This window comes from Actinomadura hibisca NBRC 15177, from assembly GCF_001552635.1.
GTDB classification, from domain to species: domain Bacteria; phylum Actinomycetota; class Actinomycetes; order Streptosporangiales; family Streptosporangiaceae; genus Spirillospora; species Spirillospora hibisca.
Genome location: NZ_BCRO01000027.1, coordinates 206,092 through 221,765 on the forward strand (window position 1 = coordinate 206,092; position 15,674 = coordinate 221,765).

17 protein-coding genes are annotated in these 15,674 nt (G+C 69.8%); 3 read left to right on the plus strand and 14 right to left on the minus strand.

Annotated elements, in window-relative coordinates; genetic code table 11:
• Positions 1–4: 4 nt before the first annotated feature.
• The 13 genes from AH6_RS14455 to AH6_RS14515 all read right to left on the minus strand — a co-directional run bounded on the left by AH6_RS14455 (position 5) and on the right by AH6_RS14515 (position 11,702).
• On the minus strand, positions 5–766 hold the full coding sequence (locus AH6_RS14455) for a hypothetical protein (protein ID WP_067479535.1): 762 nt from the start codon (positions 764–766) through the stop codon (positions 5–7).
• Positions 767–774: 8 nt separating this feature from the next.
• Positions 775–1,176 (minus strand): hypothetical protein, encoded by a 402-nt coding sequence (locus tag AH6_RS14460; RefSeq protein WP_067479537.1) that lies wholly within the window; start codon positions 1,174–1,176, stop codon positions 775–777.
• A 155-nt stretch (positions 1,177–1,331) separates the two neighbouring features.
• On the minus strand, positions 1,332–1,787 hold the full coding sequence (locus AH6_RS14465) for a hypothetical protein (protein WP_067479539.1): 456 nt from the start codon (positions 1,785–1,787) through the stop codon (positions 1,332–1,334).
• A 9-nt stretch (positions 1,788–1,796) separates the two neighbouring features.
• Positions 1,797–2,621 (minus strand): hypothetical protein, encoded by an 825-nt coding sequence (locus AH6_RS14470; RefSeq protein WP_067479541.1) that lies wholly within the window; start codon positions 2,619–2,621, stop codon positions 1,797–1,799.
• A 17-nt stretch (positions 2,622–2,638) separates the two neighbouring features.
• On the minus strand, positions 2,639–3,454 hold the full coding sequence (locus AH6_RS14475; RefSeq protein ID WP_067479543.1) for a hypothetical protein: 816 nt from the start codon (positions 3,452–3,454) through the stop codon (positions 2,639–2,641).
• Positions 3,451–3,855 carry a DUF4913 domain-containing protein gene (locus tag AH6_RS14480; protein ID WP_067479545.1) on the minus strand — a complete coding sequence of 135 codons (405 nt, stop codon included), beginning with the start codon at positions 3,853–3,855 and terminating at the stop codon, positions 3,451–3,453. Before AH6_RS14480 ends, AH6_RS14475 begins: the two co-directional genes overlap by 4 nt.
• A 76-nt stretch (positions 3,856–3,931) precedes the next feature.
• Positions 3,932–5,695 (minus strand): type IV secretory system conjugative DNA transfer family protein, encoded by a 1,764-nt coding sequence (locus tag AH6_RS14485; protein ID WP_067479547.1) that lies wholly within the window; start codon positions 5,693–5,695, stop codon positions 3,932–3,934.
• A gap of 56 nt (positions 5,696–5,751) precedes the next feature.
• On the minus strand, positions 5,752–7,173 hold the full coding sequence (locus tag AH6_RS14490; protein ID WP_067479549.1) for a putative type IV secretion/conjugal transfer ATPase: 1,422 nt from the start codon (positions 7,171–7,173) through the stop codon (positions 5,752–5,754).
• A gap of 58 nt (positions 7,174–7,231) precedes the next feature.
• Positions 7,232–8,707 (minus strand): SCO6880 family protein, encoded by a 1,476-nt coding sequence (locus AH6_RS14495; RefSeq protein WP_218005819.1) that lies wholly within the window; start codon positions 8,705–8,707, stop codon positions 7,232–7,234.
• Positions 8,697–10,097 (minus strand): TrbL/VirB6 family protein, encoded by a 1,401-nt coding sequence (locus tag AH6_RS14500; protein WP_157431475.1) that lies wholly within the window; start codon positions 10,095–10,097, stop codon positions 8,697–8,699. Before AH6_RS14500 ends, AH6_RS14495 begins: the two co-directional genes overlap by 11 nt.
• Positions 10,097–10,804 carry a DUF8175 domain-containg protein gene (locus tag AH6_RS14505; RefSeq protein ID WP_157431476.1) on the minus strand — a complete coding sequence of 236 codons (708 nt, stop codon included), beginning with the start codon at positions 10,802–10,804 and terminating at the stop codon, positions 10,097–10,099. The genes AH6_RS14500 and AH6_RS14505 overlap by 1 nt, the downstream gene beginning before the upstream one ends.
• Positions 10,801–11,175 carry a hypothetical protein gene (locus tag AH6_RS14510; protein WP_218005820.1) on the minus strand — a complete coding sequence of 125 codons (375 nt, stop codon included), beginning with the start codon at positions 11,173–11,175 and terminating at the stop codon, positions 10,801–10,803. The genes AH6_RS14505 and AH6_RS14510 overlap by 4 nt, the downstream gene beginning before the upstream one ends.
• 17 nt (positions 11,176–11,192) lie before the next feature.
• Entirely contained in the window at positions 11,193–11,702 is a 510-nt protein-coding gene (locus tag AH6_RS14515) for a hypothetical protein (protein ID WP_067479555.1), read from the minus strand.
• A gap of 205 nt (positions 11,703–11,907) precedes the next feature.
• Between AH6_RS14515 and AH6_RS14520 the strand changes: the two genes are divergently transcribed.
• Both AH6_RS14520 and AH6_RS45890 read left to right on the plus strand, forming a co-directional pair.
• On the plus strand, positions 11,908–12,213 hold the full coding sequence (locus tag AH6_RS14520; RefSeq protein ID WP_067479557.1) for a helix-turn-helix domain-containing protein: 306 nt from the start codon (positions 11,908–11,910) through the stop codon (positions 12,211–12,213).
• A 24-nt stretch (positions 12,214–12,237) separates the two neighbouring features.
• Complete coding sequence (locus tag AH6_RS45890) at positions 12,238–13,230, plus strand: C40 family peptidase (RefSeq protein WP_067479559.1); 993 nt, start codon at positions 12,238–12,240, stop codon at positions 13,228–13,230.
• 359 nt (positions 13,231–13,589) lie between these two features.
• On the opposite strand, the gene AH6_RS14530 is transcribed toward AH6_RS45890, so the two are convergent.
• Entirely contained in the window at positions 13,590–14,333 is a 744-nt protein-coding gene (locus AH6_RS14530) for a helix-turn-helix domain-containing protein (RefSeq protein WP_218005821.1), read from the minus strand.
• Between the two features lie 64 nt (positions 14,334–14,397).
• Between AH6_RS14530 and AH6_RS14535 the strand changes: the two genes are divergently transcribed.
• A complete protein-coding gene (locus AH6_RS14535) occupies positions 14,398–14,967 on the plus strand; it encodes a TIGR03086 family metal-binding protein (protein WP_083982826.1) in 570 nt (189 codons plus the stop codon).
• The last annotated feature ends 707 nt before the right edge of the window (positions 14,968–15,674 follow it).

A 15,674-nucleotide genomic window follows, 5' to 3' on the forward strand; every position in this document is an offset into this window, starting at 1 on the left:
TTGGTCAGGCCGTGCGGCGGTCGCCGTTGGTGGGTGATGAGGGTGGGGTTTGCCTGGGACGGAGAGTTTCGGCTGGCGGGACGCCATCGGTGATGTCGGTGGGGAAGTCGTGTGAGGCCAGTTCGGCGGAGGTGGCGGACGGGCGGGACGTCGTTTGCCTGATGCGGGGTGCGAGGTCGGTGAGCAGTTCGTGGGTGGTGGTGCCGCTCCAGTCGGCCAAGGCGTCCAGCAGCAGTTCGTAGGTGCGGCGGTCGGCGTCGGTGTGCGGACCGCGCAGGCGCGCGGCCTGGTCGACCAGCACCTGCTCGGCCTGGTCGGCGCGGGTGATGGTGAGCGGTCCCGTCGGAGTCGGTGGGAACGGTGGCGCGTTGTCCAGGGCCACGGCGGGTTCTTCGCGGATGTAGGGCAGGCCGGACACTTTGACCAGGTAGGTCTGGTCGCCGTTGGGAGCGTGGCTGGTGTCGATGACGGTGCCGCGCAGGCGGGGCTGGAGACGGAACTGCACCTCGTCGCCGATCTCGTACTGCTTCTGCGCGGCAATCTCGTCGGCGTAGGTCTCGCGTCCGGCCGACACCGCTTCGACGAAGTCGACGCCGTGCGCGGTCGCGTAGTGCTCTAGGTCGCAGAGCATGGCCGCCATCAGGGCTTGGGTGTAGATCGGGTCGCTGGGCAGGGCGGAAGGGGAGTCGAACGTGCTTTCCTCGTAGGCGCTGAGCGCGCGGCTCGCGTCGGTGATGCGCTGGGCGTTGGCGTCGCTGTCGGTCATGGGCCGCCTTACCGCAGGATGTGGTGGACGCGGCCCGCGTGGTGCGCCGCCTGCAGGCAGGCGGCGTGGTCGGCGGCCCCGGTGACCTTGGCGGCGCCCAGCAGCGACTGGGCCACACCGCCGGCGAGCTGGGCGATGGCCTGGGCGAGTTCACGGTGCTCGGAGTCGGCGACCGGCCTGTTGTTGGAAGGCCAGATCAGTGCCGGCGCCTCGGTGAGCGCCCACCAGCCGGCGGTGGCCTGGGCCAGGGCGGTGGAGTAGGTGGCGTGGTACTCCTCGGGGGCGATCTCGGTGAGCAGGGTGGTGGCGCGCTCGGCCGTCTCCAGGCCGGCGAACGTGGCGGTGAGCAGGGCGGGCAGGGAGTCGGCGGCGGTGAGCTGCTTGGTGACGAAGGTGAGGTGGTCGCGCATGGGGACTCCAGAGGGCATGGCAGGGTTGAGTATCTAAAGCATCCTCAGCTGTTTTGATCCACTGAAGTTGCTGGCAGTTCGAGAGTGCCTGGCGAGATGAACTTCGTCAATTACTGTTGATGAGTTTCTTGTTACTGGCTGTAAGTTGGCGTCGGTCAGGATGGGGCGTCGGTGGGTCGGGCGTTCCGCGAAGAGTGCAGGGCCGCGGTGAGGTCGTTGCCGTGGAGGGCGGCGCGCAGGCAACACGCCTCGTCGTCGCAGCGGTCGGCCTGCTCGGCGGCTTCGAGCAGGAACGTCAGCAGGTCCTCGGCCAACTCGATGAGCAGGTCGGTCACGGTGGCGATGTCGTTGACCGCGAACGCGACGGTCGGTGGTGGCGTCGTGAGCGGCCAGCGGATCGAGTGGGCTTCCGCGAGCGCGCCACGAGCACGGGCGGCGTGTTCTTGGGCGGCGGCCCAGCGGGGCGGAGGATCGAGCGGGTCGAGGAACGCCAGCTCCTGGATCGTGTTCTCGATGAGCTCCAGGGCGTAGTAGGAGGCGGCCAGGCGCTGGGGCAGCTCCTGCTCTGGCAATAGCGAGGCGATGGCGCGGCGGATCAGCGGGACGGACACGGAGCCTCCTCAGGGATGGATGCCGTTCGAGCGGAGCGACGGGGATGGGGCGGGACGGGGCGGCGGTTCGGTGGCGTCGATGCCGGTGCCGGCACGGCCGGGAAAGTCCCGTGCGGCGAGTCGCGCCGCGTCCGGCCCTGTGTGCCTGGCGTCCGCTTCGATGAGCTCGCTCACGGCGGTGGTGCACTGGGGCAGCAGCAGGGCGCCGAGACGTTCGGTGCTCAGACCGCACCAGTCGGCGAGAGTCTCGCTGAGGAGGCGGTAGTCCTCGCAGTCCTCGTACCGGGGGTGGTCGTCGTGGCTGTCGGCCAGGCCGATGCGGGCCACCGCCTGGATCAACGTCTCCTCCGCTTGCAGAGGATCGACCACGATCCCCTGGTAGGTGCGGACGGGAGGGAACGAGCGCGCGGGTATGACCTCGTCGGCGGTGAACCAGTGGCCACGGGCGTCGCAGGGACAGCGGATCTTGTAGGAGGGCTCACCGGACTGGGCGCTGGAGACTTCGGTGACCGTTCCGACGAGCGGGAGTTCGGCTTCACGGGCTTGGTCTGCGGCGACGCCAGTGAGCCGGGCGGCGGTGCCGACGTTGAGTTGTTCGGCGCGGTCGCTGTCGTAGTAGACCGTCGCCTCGTGCAGGCATTTCTCGAAGTTCAGGCTATTCAGGCGGCTGTAACGCATGAGATCGGCGAGGAGGCCGGACAGCAGCACGTCCTTGGCGGCCGAGGCGTCGAGGCCGGTCAAGCCGTAGGTCTGTCCGAAGCGGGCTAGGTAGGCGTCCAGCGCGCTGGACGCCAGGTCGGCACCCTGGACGGCCTTGGAACCGTGGTCAGGCATGAGGTTCTCCGGTGAGGTCAGGGGCGATGGGTGGCGCGAGGGGAATTGCGCTGGCCAGGGCTGTTGGTGCGTCGTTCGGGCTGTGGGGCGTCGATGTTGGGCGTAGGCGGGAAGTCCTTGGCCGCGACCTGCGCCGCATGGTCAGAGGTAGAACCGGTCGCGAACGCGGCCTGGGCGATCTCGCGCGCGAGGCCGAACAGCACGCGCCTGGGACTGGTGCCGGTCCAGGCGGCCAACGCTTCGGCGAGCTGCTGTTGCCCGAGCGCGTCGTCGGGGGAGATCTCCTTTCCGGTCCGCTGCGCATGCAGGACGCGGGCACCGACGGCTACCAGGGCCTTCTCCGCCTCAGCCGCACCGGTGACGATGCCTGCCTGAGTGGTGATGTGGGGGAAGCGCGGCTGAGCCGGAAACAGGTCAGAAGGAGCGAGGAGGAATTCGCCAGCAGGGACGCCGGGAAAGCGCACGGTGCATTCGACGCTGCTGCTGCCGACGGGGCGGATCGCCGAGACGTAACCGCGTTTGCCGCGCATCGCCGTGACCGGTCCGGTTCCGGTTACGTCCGTCCGCACCTGCACTTCGGCGTTGATCGGGTAAGTGCGGGCGGAGGACGGCCGCTGCTGGTACCTGGCCACCTCGCGGAGGGTGTTGACGTCCAGGTCGATGCCTGCATGCTCGGCGTAGGCCGCCAGGTCGGCCAGCAGTGACCGGATGAGCATGCCGGCCAGCATCGGGCTGCCGCGATAGGTGATCGTTTGGAGGCCGATCGCGCGCTGTTCGTACGCGTCCAGCGCGATCTCGGCGGACTTGGTCGGGTCGTGGTCGGGGTTGGTCACCGCTCCGGCTCCTCGGGGGTGGCCCACCAGCCGGGCGGGGCTGGGATGAGGGCGGCCTGGTGCGGGTCGAGGTGCTCGCTCTCGGTGCACTGGTAGAAGGGACCTCGCGCACCGAGCAGGACGGGGAGTTGGTGGTCCAGGTGGTCGCGGTACCACAGGGCCATGCCGGTGGCTCCCTGGATCCGCATGGCCTCCCAGGCGTACCAGAGGGCGGTGAGGCGCGAGATCGCTTCGGAGTGCTCCCACCATCGCGCGCACCAGCGGAACTCGCCGCCGAGGGTGCGCCGGTACATGGGGACGAAGTGGTTCGTCACCCAGGTTTCGAGGTCGGGGAAGAGCGGCTGGGGAGGGTCGGCTACGTCGTTGTCGGTGGGCTGGGGCTTCTCTTGGGTCGTGGCCACGCGGTCTCCGTGATGTGTTGCTTCATGGGCGGGTGCTTCCTTCCGTGCGGTGGGTGTTACTGGCTGGTGGAGCTGGTCAGTGCAGGGGCGGCTCCTTGCTCAGGTCGACGGGGCTTTCGGTGCTGTAGTGGCGGCGGGCGGCTGCGGCGATGGCGGTGTCGGCCGTTTGGATGGCCTGGTTGATCGGGTTGGCGTGGGGACCGGTGTACCAGGGGCGCAGCCGGATCAGCGCGGGTTTGGTGCCCGTGGCCAGCAGGAGGGCGGTGCCGGTGGGCAGGGCACGGATGTCTGCCGCTTCGAGGATTTCTTGGCGGCGCAGGGAGATCTGCTGGGAAGCGCGGCCGTCGCTGTAGGTGATGGAGCGGACGGGGACGTCGTGTTGGCCGGTCAGGGTGGCCAGGTCTTTGGTGAGGCGTGGGGAGTCGATGCCTGCGCCGATGAGTTTGCGGGTGGCCGCGCCCCACAGGGCGGCCATGCCGGGCTCGCCCCAGACGGTGACGCCCTGCTCGTAGGACTGCAGGATGGTCACCGGAATGATGCCGCGTGATCCGAGGTGGGAGTAGAGCTGGGGCAGGTCGGCGATGCGGCAGATGTTGGCGGCCTCGTCCAGGGCGACTACCAGGGGCGGGTCCAGGCGGCCGCCGGACTGTTCGGCGCGGCGTTCGGCGGCGCGCATCGTGAGGTCGGTGAGCGCGGCGATCAGCGGGGCCGCCGCCGACAGTGACTTCGACAGTAGGTAGAGGGTGTCGCAGGAGGCGGCGAAGTCGTCGGGAGCGAAAACCGGCAGATCGTCGTGCGGGGTGACCCAGGCGAGGATTTCCTGGTCGCGGAGGGCTTTGGTGGCGGTGCGGGCGGTCTGGTAGATGCCGTCGCGGGTCTCGACCGCGCCGTTCTGGGTGCCTTTGAGCGAGGACGCCATGAGCTGGAACCCGGCGGTGTGCAGCAGTTCGATGGGGGTGGGGACGGCGGGTTCGTCCAGCCATTGCGCGACGTGGTGCAGGGTGCGGCCGGAGGTGGCGGCGGCCAGGAACAGCGCGCAGAGGAGGTCTTGGGCGGCCGGTCCCCACAGATCTTTCTTCTGGTCGTCGGCGACGGTGAGGACGAAATGTCCGGCCAGGCGGTGTGCCTCTTCGACGGTGTTCAGACCGGAGAGCAGGTCGCACCACCAGTCCTGGAGTTGGTAGGTGATGTGCTGGGGGTCGAACAGCCAGATCTTGCCGCGGGTGCGTTCGGCGCGGACGGTGGCGATGGCCGACCACAGGTCGGCCTTGTTGCTGGTGGCGATGACCGGACCGGGCGCCGACAGCACGTGCGGGATGCTCTGGGTGGTGGTCTTGCCGGAGCGTGGTGCCATGAACGCCACCACGGTGTCCTCCCACGAGGTGAACAACGTTGCGCCGCTGCTTTTGCCGGGGAGCATCTCCTCGCCGAGCACCAGGCCGACCTCGTCCGGGGAAAGCCGCGCCGGAGTGGTGCCGCTGAGGGAGCGGCGCAGTGCGACGGCCTTCTTGGCTGCGGCGTCGGGCTTGAGCGCGGTCAGGCCGGGGTTGTCGGCCAATGCGGCGATCGGGTCATCGGGCGCTGGACGGCGGTTGGCGATGTGCCGCCAAATCTTCCAGGTCAATGCGGTTGTAGTGAAGATGAAAGCGCCGAGGAGCAGCAGTACCAGAGGCGTCGGCGTTCCGGGCCATAGTTCGTCGGTTCGGCGGCGGACGGCGGTGACCGCGAAATCGACGCCGAACCTCATGACGCGTCCGCCTGTCATCATGGCGGCGCACTTGGCGGCGGCCCAGACGACCCAGAGCGCGCCGAACGGCGCCCAGCAGCCGACGAGCACCATCCACCCGCCGGCGGCATGGGAGTCCCAGATCGAAGGGCGAGGCCCCAGCGCACGGGTCATGCGCCGCCCCGGATGGCCTGGTCGGTGTCGTACAGCTCGGCCTCGGCTCCGACCAGTGACAGCTCGACGGGGATGCCGAGGCGTTCGCCGGTCTTGATCAGGTACTTGCCGCGTCCGGGGTGGCGGGCGTCGGGTTGCCAGGAGTCGGGGGCCGACCAGGAGGTGACGAGTTGCTGCTCGGGTCCGGTGAGCGGGGTGATCTCGTGGACGCGGGCCAGTTCGCGCGGCGGCAGCCCGGCCAGCACGGTGATCGCCGATTGGTCGGCGAAGCCCTTGGCCTTGGCGCGGTCCTCTTCGGTGGGTAGCGCGTCGAGGTCGGCGAGCGAGTGGGTGATCATGATGGAGGCCATGCCCTTGGCCCGGTTGAGGCGGGTGAGGGCGTCGGCGTGCTCGACCAGGCCCGGCGCGCCGCGCAGGGCGCGCCACAGCTCGTCCATCACGCCGAGGTGGGAGCGGCGGGGACCGGCTCCGAGGTCGGCCAGGGCGGTGGCGGCGTCGATCATCCCGAACGCGTACGCCCAGGTGCACAACATCGCCGCGGTGAGCAGCTTGTCGCCGGCGGCGCGCACGCGGGAGATGTCCACGCTGATCGCCGGGGCGTCCAGGTCGATCGGGCGGGTGGTCGGCGCGTCGAACACCCCGGCCAGCGATCCGGAGATCAGCAGGTCGAGGGTGAAGACCAGCTCGCGGGTCTGGCTCCGGTAGGAGTCGGCGGAGTCGGTGCGGGCCGCCGACCGCAGTTCGTCCGGGCCGTCTTCGACGATTCGCAGGACGTCCACGACGGTCGGCTCGCCGTCCAGGCGGTCGTCCAGCAGGTCGATGGCGCGGCCGAGCACGACCTCCTCGGCGTTGGTGATGCGGGCCTCGCGGACCAGGGTGGCCAACGCCATCAGCAGGGAGAGCCGCCGAGAGCGCACCTCCCAGCGCAACGTCTCGGCGTCCGCGCCGGTCAGCCGGCGCAGCGCGGCCGCGAGCGGTCCGGCGTCCAGCGGGTTGAGACGGTCGCAGCCGCGGCCGACCCGGATGACCTGGCCGCCCAGGTGCTCGACCAGCATCGTGTAGTCGGGCTTGGTGTCGCCCAGCACGATCGGGGTGGTACCGGTCGCGACCGCGCCGGTCACCAGCCGCTTGACCAGGGTGGACTTGCCGGTGCCGGGCTGACCGAGCACGAACATCCCCGGGTTGGTGACCAGGCCGGCGCGCATCCAGGCTAGGGGATCGAGGCAGACGACCTCGTTCCAGAGCTGGTGGCGGCCGACCGGCGTCCCCACCGTCGGCGTGCCGGAACCGGCGGTGAACGGGTACAGGCCGCAGACCTGGCTGGTGGTGCCCTGGTACTCAGGCGCGGGCTCGATATGAGCGGCGCGCCCACCCCAGGGCGAGCGCCATCCCCAGGCAGGAGCGATCGGCTCGGCCATGGCCGCGGCTTCGACCGAGTCCGGCGGGTGACTTGCAGGCAACGAAGAACCTCCGAGGTCAGTGCGGGAAGCGGCGGGACAGTTCAGACGGGCAGATTCCGCACGGCAGCGTGGTGGCGAAACCGGCGGCCTGGCCGCCCCACAGGCGGCGCAGCCGGATCTTGGAGGCTTCGGCGGACGCCTCGACCTGGGCGACCGCACGCGGGAGATGTTCGGCGTCGGTGGCGGTGACGGTCGCGTACAGGGAGACGAGGCACACGCCCGCACCCATCGCTTCTTCGGCGGCGGCCTGGCGGGCGCGGGCGGCGTCCCAACTGTCGCGCGCGGTCTCGTCGCGGCCGGTCCGCCGCCGGAACTGCGCGCGGAACGCGGCGGCGTTCACCTCCGCCTGCAACGTCCGGCTCGCCACCGACGCGGGCAGCGCCCGGTACTGCAAGGTGATGCGCTTGGGATAGGGGCCGGGTGCGACAAGGCGGGCCAGGACGTCAGAGCGCACGTTCTGACGTGGCGGCTCGTGCCAGGCCCAGCTCACCGAGACACCACCGTCGTGCTCATAGCGGTCGGAGTGCTCGCGGGCGTGGACTGGCCCGGCATCGCACCAGCCGAGGATCTCCTCCGCGTTGGGCTTGGCCAGCAGCCGGTTCACCTCTCCGCGCGCGTCAGGATCGAAGGCGGTGCGGACGACGCCTGCGATCTCGGCGGCGGTGGCGCGGCCCAGCACGGTGACGCCGCAGCCGCCCAGCGCCGACGCCAGCCCGTCTAGCAAGCGACCGAGTTCACCGACCGCTTCGGCCAAGTCCTTGGGGGAAGATGTCGACGCCTTGGGATCGAAGGTGACCGAGACGCGGGTGTCGACGTCGGCGGCGGCCGCAGGCGCCGCCTTGACCAGCTCGTTCATGATGGCGCGAGCCGGAACCGGCGCGGTCGGCACAACGGACTTGCCCACGGCGTCGGCGAGCGTCGAACCGGGCTCGGGCGCGGTCTCCACCGTCACGGTGACCCAGCGGACGGACGGCAGCCGCCCCAACGTGGCGAGCCAGCCTCCCCAGGACGCCACCCATGCGTCGGCGTCGCCGCGGTCGGCCAGCCAGGTCGACGCCGGGACGACGCGCAACGTCGCGGTCAGCAGCCCGCTGCGGCGATCCCACACGATTCCGTACCGGCCGCCGTAACCGTCCTCAGCGCTGAGCAGCGTCAACGGCGCCAGCACACCCGGAAGCTGGAACGCGCGCGGATGATCCACCACGACACCGGCCCGGTAACGGGTGTGGCCGCGCCTGACACCCCACCACCAGCGCCAGCGCGCCAGACCGAGCCGTGCCAGCGAGACGCCGCCCACCCGGACCAGGCACAGCCCGCCGCCGATCAGCGCGGGCGGCGCGAGGTAGAGCAGCGCGCCGGGAACGAGAGCGGCGGTCAACACCAGCGCCATCGCTGTACCGAGTGCCGCGAAGGTGGCCGTGGTGTCCATGCCCAGCAGGCCGATGCCGTGCTGGCGTCGCCAGCCGCCATAGGTGCGGACCTCATGCTTCACCGCCGTCACCTCCGAGATCGGCACCGGAGGGCGCTCCGGGGGACTCGACGGGATTTCCCAGCCAGCGGATCGTGTCGCGGCCTCTGCGGCGCTCCTTGCTCCAGGTCTCGGCGGTCAGCGGTCCGACCGGTTCGCTGCTCGGTTCGGCGGCGGGCGACCAGGCTTGATCCCCTTGGTGGGCTTGGCCGTTCGGGCTGCTTTGGCCGCCGCCGTGTTGCTCGGGGGCGGTCGTTGTCAGGTCGGGCTGCTGGGTGGTGGCGGGGTTGCCCTTGTCGGCGGGAGCAACGGGCTGATCGGGGGACTGGCCCTTCTCCGTTGCCCCGTCCGGTGTCGGCTGTTGATCGCCTCTGTCGGTCGGCTTTTCCGGAGGCTGGTCGATCTGCTGGCGCATGAAGGAGGCGTGCTCGCCGGCCGAGGTGCTCTGATCCGCGCCGGAGAAGGTGCCATAGGGGCGCAAGGTCCCCATGGCGGTGGCGCCGCCCAGCACCGCGCCGAGAAAGCCTCCGCCGCCGCCCGACTCACCGCCGCCGGTGGTCCAGGTGAAGAACTTCAGCAACACCGGGAAGGCGATGAGGCTGATCAGCATCATCGCGAAGCCCATCAGTACCGAGTGCAGGTTCTTGCCGTCGCCGACCAGCGTGAACGCGGTCGCGTACACCGCGGCCGCCGCTGGTTTGTAGAAGATCAGCGCGAGCATCCAGCCCGCAACGCGCTTGAACCAGGGCTGGGTCGCCGGAGTGATCATTCCGGCGGCCGCCAGCGGCAGCAGCCCGGCCAGGATCACCAGTGCCGCGCCCCGGAACAGCAACAACAGCGCCTGGATGATGCCGAGGAACAGCGCCACCAGGCACAGGATGACGACCAGCGCGGTGGGCACGGTGCCGGGCAGCGTGACGATCGTGGTCATCCGGGCGGCGAAGTTGCCCTGCGAGGAGGCCGTCAGCACCCAGCCGACCCACTCGTCCCCCCACTGCAACAGCTTGGTGGGCAGGATCGCGCCGATCGCGGTCACCGCCGCCAGGATGGCCAGGCCGCCGGTGGCGTCGATCAGCGGGTTCCCCTTGCGGGTCAGCGCGATCTTCGCGCAGACGACCAGCAGGGCGACCATCGCCGTCGCGATCGTCAGCGGCTGGGTCAGGGCCTGCAGGTAGCCGACGACCGGCTCGTTCTCCAGATCGGGCGAGGGCGTCTTCACCCACCAGGAGGCGGTGTTGGACACCAACCAGCCGACCGCCGACTGGAACGCCTTGGCCATGTCGTCCAGCACGCCACCGCCGACCTCGGCGGCGAAGTCGGGCAACGGCGGACCGAAGGGATGATCCTCGTCGTTGTTGTCGACGGTCTGGACGCATTGGGGGTCCAGCACTGCCGTACAGGGAGGAGGCCGCATCAAGAACCTCCTTGGAGGGCGGTGTAGCCGTCCGGCGATTTGATCGGTGCCGCCGAGCCGCCCCAGGTGCCGTCGATGGGGGCCAGCACGCGCCAGTCGCCGTCGTGCCACTGCACCTGTATCCGCGTGGCGGCGCGCACGGTCACATCGCTTTCGCCGGGCCCGGCTGACACCAGATCCAAGCTCGCTGCCTCCGGCGTGTAGCCCAACCAGCGGAAACCCTCGATCACCACGTGACCGCGTCCGAGTGGCGCGCCATAGGAGAGACGCGCCCGCTCCTGCTGGTCGTTGTAGGTCTCGCCGACCAGCTTCAGCAGCGCCTTGGCGTCGGGGCCGGTGACCTGGTGGGCGATGGTGGGCTCGAACACCTTCGGCCCCCACTGCGCGTTGGCCCGGACGACGATGTGGACCGCCGCGAGCAGAGCGCCGCGTGGCGTGCGGGTGAACCCTTCGGCCAGGTCGTTCCGTAGCAGCCGAGGTCCGTCGTCGGGCGCGTGCGGGAGCTGGATGCCGTGGAAGTCCTGCCAGCTCAAGCCCTTCAACGTCGTGGGTGGACTGCTCTGCAGAGCTGGCTTTGAAGCTGAGGTCGAGCCCGATGCCGCAGGCTCACCGAAACGATCTGGAATCGCGGTGTAGGCGAGCCAGCCGCCACCGATGACGACCACGACGGCGAACACCAGCCTCCGCCGGTTGCGCAGACTCTTCACGCGAAGAACACCTCCACGATCGGGGCCAGCGCCGCGCTCAGGCTCAGGCCGCCGAGCGCCCAGGGGATGCCGGTGGCGCCGTCGGCGGCGAGGGCGGAGCGGTTCTTGCGTCCGATGGCCATCTGCCCGCAGCAGTACAGGAGCCCTGCGAAGCCGCAGATCATGACGCCCCACTTGCCCCAGGAGATGAGCAGGTCCGTCTTCGCCTGCAAACCCGGTGGGGCGACGGGCGGCGGATTGGGGACCTTGGCCGTCGGGGTCGTTGAGGGGGCTGTGACCGGCACGCGTTCTCGGGGGACCAGCCACGGCATGTGCGGCATATCCAGCAGCCCCAGGCGGCTGAGCACGGTCAGGGTGGCGTTGAACGGCATGGCACCTCCGGAAAGGATCAGTAGCGGCTCTGGGGGAAGGCCAGGTCCCAGACCTGGCCGATCGCCTCACGCGTTCTTGCGGGGATCTCGACTTCGTCCGGGCTGTTCACCAGGCGCAGCGCGTTGATGAACGGCAGCCGGACCAGGCCGCCGACGCGGTCCTGGAGAAGCGCGAACCGGGTGGTGGCGTCGCGCGGTTCACGCCCGGCCCCGTCGCTGACGATCACCAGCGCGGCGATGCGCGGACCGCTGGCGGCGTCCAGGGCGGTGACGGCGCGGATGGCGTGCTGCGCGGCCATCACGGTGTTCCGGGCGACGACCACGACCGGCCGTCCTCGCGCCTGGACCGGAGGCAAGGAGCCCTCCACCAGTCGGTCGATCGTCCCCATGTTCCAGACGGGGATGTTGCGGTCTCGGCCGACCAGGGAGGTCAGCGTGCTGGCTCCGGCTCCTGCGTGCGCGCCCACGATGACGAGACCCCGTTCGAACGCCTCCCGATCCGGAACGGTCCGGACGGCGGCGGTCACGGACGGCTTGCGTACTGAAAGCAACTCACTACCCCCGATTTCTTGCCTCTAGGTGGTGTAGTCGTCACCGTACGTGGCATCATTACAGAGCGCAAGTAGCGTCAAACAGATTCACAGAACGTCAAGTCAGCGAAGAACGTGCTTCCGCAGCGTCCGTCCAGCACACTGAGAGGCGACCATGAACCCGACTCCAGGAGTCAGCACGATGTCCGAGCAGCCCGGCCGCGATCCCGACGTGCTCACCACCGCCGAAGTGGCGGCCAAGCTGGGACTGTCGCCCCAGACGGTGCGCCGGATGGCCAACGCCGGAGAACTCCCGGCGCTCAAGACCGGCAAGGACTTCCGCTACTCCTGGGAAGCGGTGCGCGAGACGCTGCGGCAGCCCCACCGCCACATGGGGACACCTGCCGATGACCAGTCCGACCAGCCCACCAAGGGCGCGGGCTACCAAGCCCAACGCCGCGCCCGCACCGCCGCCGGCCAAACCGACCAGCCGACCGACCAGGAGTAACCACCCCGACCCACGGCGGGCGGTGTGCTGAAAGCCGCCGCCTGCCTGAGCGCCGCCACCCTGACCTTGCCCCTAGTGCTGATCGCCGTGGCGACCAGCAGCCAGAACCCCGCGCTGCCCGGTTCCTCAACCGGCGACGCACCAACGGCCTACGCCCTTCGCGACATCCCGTCCACCTATCTGCGCTGGTACCAGGACGCCGCACAGACCTGCCCTGGCCTGTCGTGGAGCGTGCTGGCGGCGATCGGCAACGTGGAGACCGATCACGGCCGCTCCCAACTGCCCGGCGTGCACTCGGGCCAGAACAGCGCCGGAGCCGGCGGCCCGATGCAGTTCATCGCCGCCACCTGGGCGTCCTACGGTGCCGACGCCAACCGTGACGGCCGCGCCGACCGTTACCACCCCGCCGACGCCATCCACGGTGCCGCCCGCTACCTGTGCGCCAACGGTGCGGGCAAAGGCGGCAAGCAGCTCTACCGGGCGATCTGGCACTACAACCACGCCGACTGGTACGTCCGCAAAGTCCTGGCCCAAGCCGCCCGCTACGCCGCTCCCACACCCGTCGTCCAAGCGAGCGGACGCGGCGCGCTCGCCATCCGGGCCGCACTGCGCTGGCGCGGCACGCCCTACTCCTGGGGTGGCGGTCGCCCGTCCGGTCCCAGCTACGGCATCGCCCACGGCGCCCACATCAAAGGCTTCGACTGCTCGGGCCTGACCCAATACGCCTGGGCGCAAGCGGGCGTCCGCATCGACCGCGTCGCCGCCGACCAGTACGACGACGGCCCGCACATCCCACGCGCCCAACTCCAGCCCGGCGACCTGCTGTTCTTCTCCCACAACCCGCGCAACCCCGCAGGCATCCACCACGTCGCCCTCTACCTGGGCGGCGGCCGCATGCTCCACGCCCCACAGACCGGCGACGTCGTCCGCATCGCCCAGTTCACCGGCAACGCCTACCGCGAACGCCAATACGTCGGCGCCACCCGCCCAGCCGCCCCTCGCTCCCGCCAGCTCTAACCCAGCTCGGAGGACACCGGATGAACACCCGTCAGACTGGTTGCGGCCGCGAGAAGCAGGAACGTTTGTGCGTCGGCTTGAGCGACGGTCAGGGGTCTGCGGGGGCGGTGATGTTGATGAGATTCAGCGACGGTGACGTGGCGATGGATAGGTGAAGGGCGGGCCGCGGTGCGGTCCCGCCCTTGGGGGTACTGAGGAAACTCTTTGATCAGCGGCAACGTGAAGTCTTCGGTCCGCCGGATTCCACCGACCTGCGCGAGACCCCGCCTGGGCCGATCTGAACGCGGTTGCTGGCCCGGCGCCCTCGTACATCGGAGGCTCCTGTTCCCTCGCCGGGACGTCGAATCCGGGGAGTCGGACTAATACCGCTGTGCGTACCAGGTCGGTTGCTCGCCGAACATGCCTTTGAAGTCGCGGATGAAGTGGCCCTGGTCGGCGTAGCCGAGGTCGGCTGCCAGCGCGGCCCAGTCGATCGCCCCGCCGACGGCCATGCGTGCGGTCACCTCGTGCAGGCGGTAGCGGCGGATCACCCACTTGGGCCCGATGCCGACGTACTCAGCGAACAGCCGTTGCAGCCCCCGCATGCTCAGCCCGAGCTCGCCGGCGAGGTGTTCGACCCTGGTCACGGTCCTGTCCTTGGCGATCAGCTCGACCGCGGCCACCGCCTGGCTCACCCGGGGATCGTCGTCCGGCAGGTGTTCCAGCAGGAACGCGTCCACGGTCGGCACGTCGAGCGTCGTGGGCAGGTCCGGGCCGAACACCTCGGTCGCCGGGACGACGCGGTCGGTGATCGTCGAGACGGAGGCGTCGAGGAACAGGCGGAAGCAGCCGGGCCGGAACGCGACGCCGAAGACGTGGTCGCGGCCCTCGAGGACCTTGATCTGGTAGCCGCTGCACACGCCGTTGACGTCCGCACGGCCGCCGCCGAACGACAGGTGCACGTTCGGGTACGGCACGATCTTCTGCCGGTAGGGCTCGGCGTAGTCCCAGCGAGCCTCCCAGTACCGCTCCACCCACGGCGCGAGCGCTGGCGACGGGTCGTGGAACGTGTGGCGCTGATACCTGGTCCACCCACCACGCAGCTCACGAACGTCCCGCTCCACACGGCAAAGCATATGTCGCCTTTGTCCAATACCCCTCCGGCGCGGACCACCTAGCGTCGCTGCCATGTCACATCTGTCCAACGCTGCCGAGGCCATGGCCGCGGTCGCCCGCACCATCAACGACGACCAGCTCGCCAACAAGACTCCGTGCACGGAGTACGACGTGCGGGCACTGGTCAACCACCTCCTGTTCTGGGGCCCGTCACTCGCCGGCGGCGGCCGCAAGGAGTCCGTTCCGCAGCCGGCGGCTGCCGAGTCCGATGTGGACCTGGCGGCCGGCGACTGGCGCGGCCGCCTGCTCGCGCTGCTGGACGACATCACCTCGTCGTGGGCGCCACCGAGCGCCTGGGAGGGCGAGACGAGCATGGGCACGCCGCAGACGCTGCCCGCGCCCGTCCTGGGCGACATGATCACCGGCGAGCTGGCCATGCACGCCTGGGACCTGGCAGTCGCGACCGGGCAGCGACTGGAACTACCCACCGGCCTGCTGACGCATCTGCACGACACGGTGTTCGCCAGCGTGGAGCAGGGACGGGAGATGGGCATGTACGGACCGCGGGTCACGGTGCCCGCCGACGCACCCACCTTGGACCGCATCCTCGGCCTGACCGGCCGTGATCCCGCCTGGGCGTGATCACCGACTGGTGACGTCGGATCGACCGGGCACATCACCCGCCCCGCAGCCTGAACCACCGGCGCTCACGACGCTGAAACACCACCACAAACCAGACCCAAGGGCCGAGGCGCCCTCCTGGCGCCTTTCCCCTCGGTCCCAGCAGTCACAGAAGACTGACCTCCACAACGACAAAGACCCCGGAGCCCGCCAGCTCCGGGGTCGTTTCGCCACCGTAGGGCTACGACTTTCGTCCGTGCCCCCTTGGGTGAGCTGTGGTGAGGTCAGCCGGTAGCGTGCTCCCGGGCTCGGATCTGGGCGAGCCGGTAGGAGTCGGTGCCGGTCTCGATGATGGTGCCGCTGAAGGTGAGGCGGTCGACGATGGCGGCGCAGAGGCGCGGGTCGGCCGTTCTCGATCTGGACGTCTCGGGAGGCCGGTTGTGGGGCCCGTGCGTCTTCGGCCTGTGCGGCAGACCGCGCCGACCTCCTCGCGGACGCCTGTGGGGCGCGAGCCGTGGCCTGGTGGACGTCGCCCCGGCCTTCGCTCTGACGTAGGTCTCTGTTTCACCAAAAGCCCTGTGGCGTAAGGGTTTTTCGCGTTTTGAGCGGCTCTGTGAAGCTACGATGCGGACGGTAAAACCTCCCTGAGCCTTGAGGTGCACATGGCCGAGTCCTCCCCGCAGATTCCCACCGGTGTTCCGACCGCGGCACGCGTCTACGACGTGATG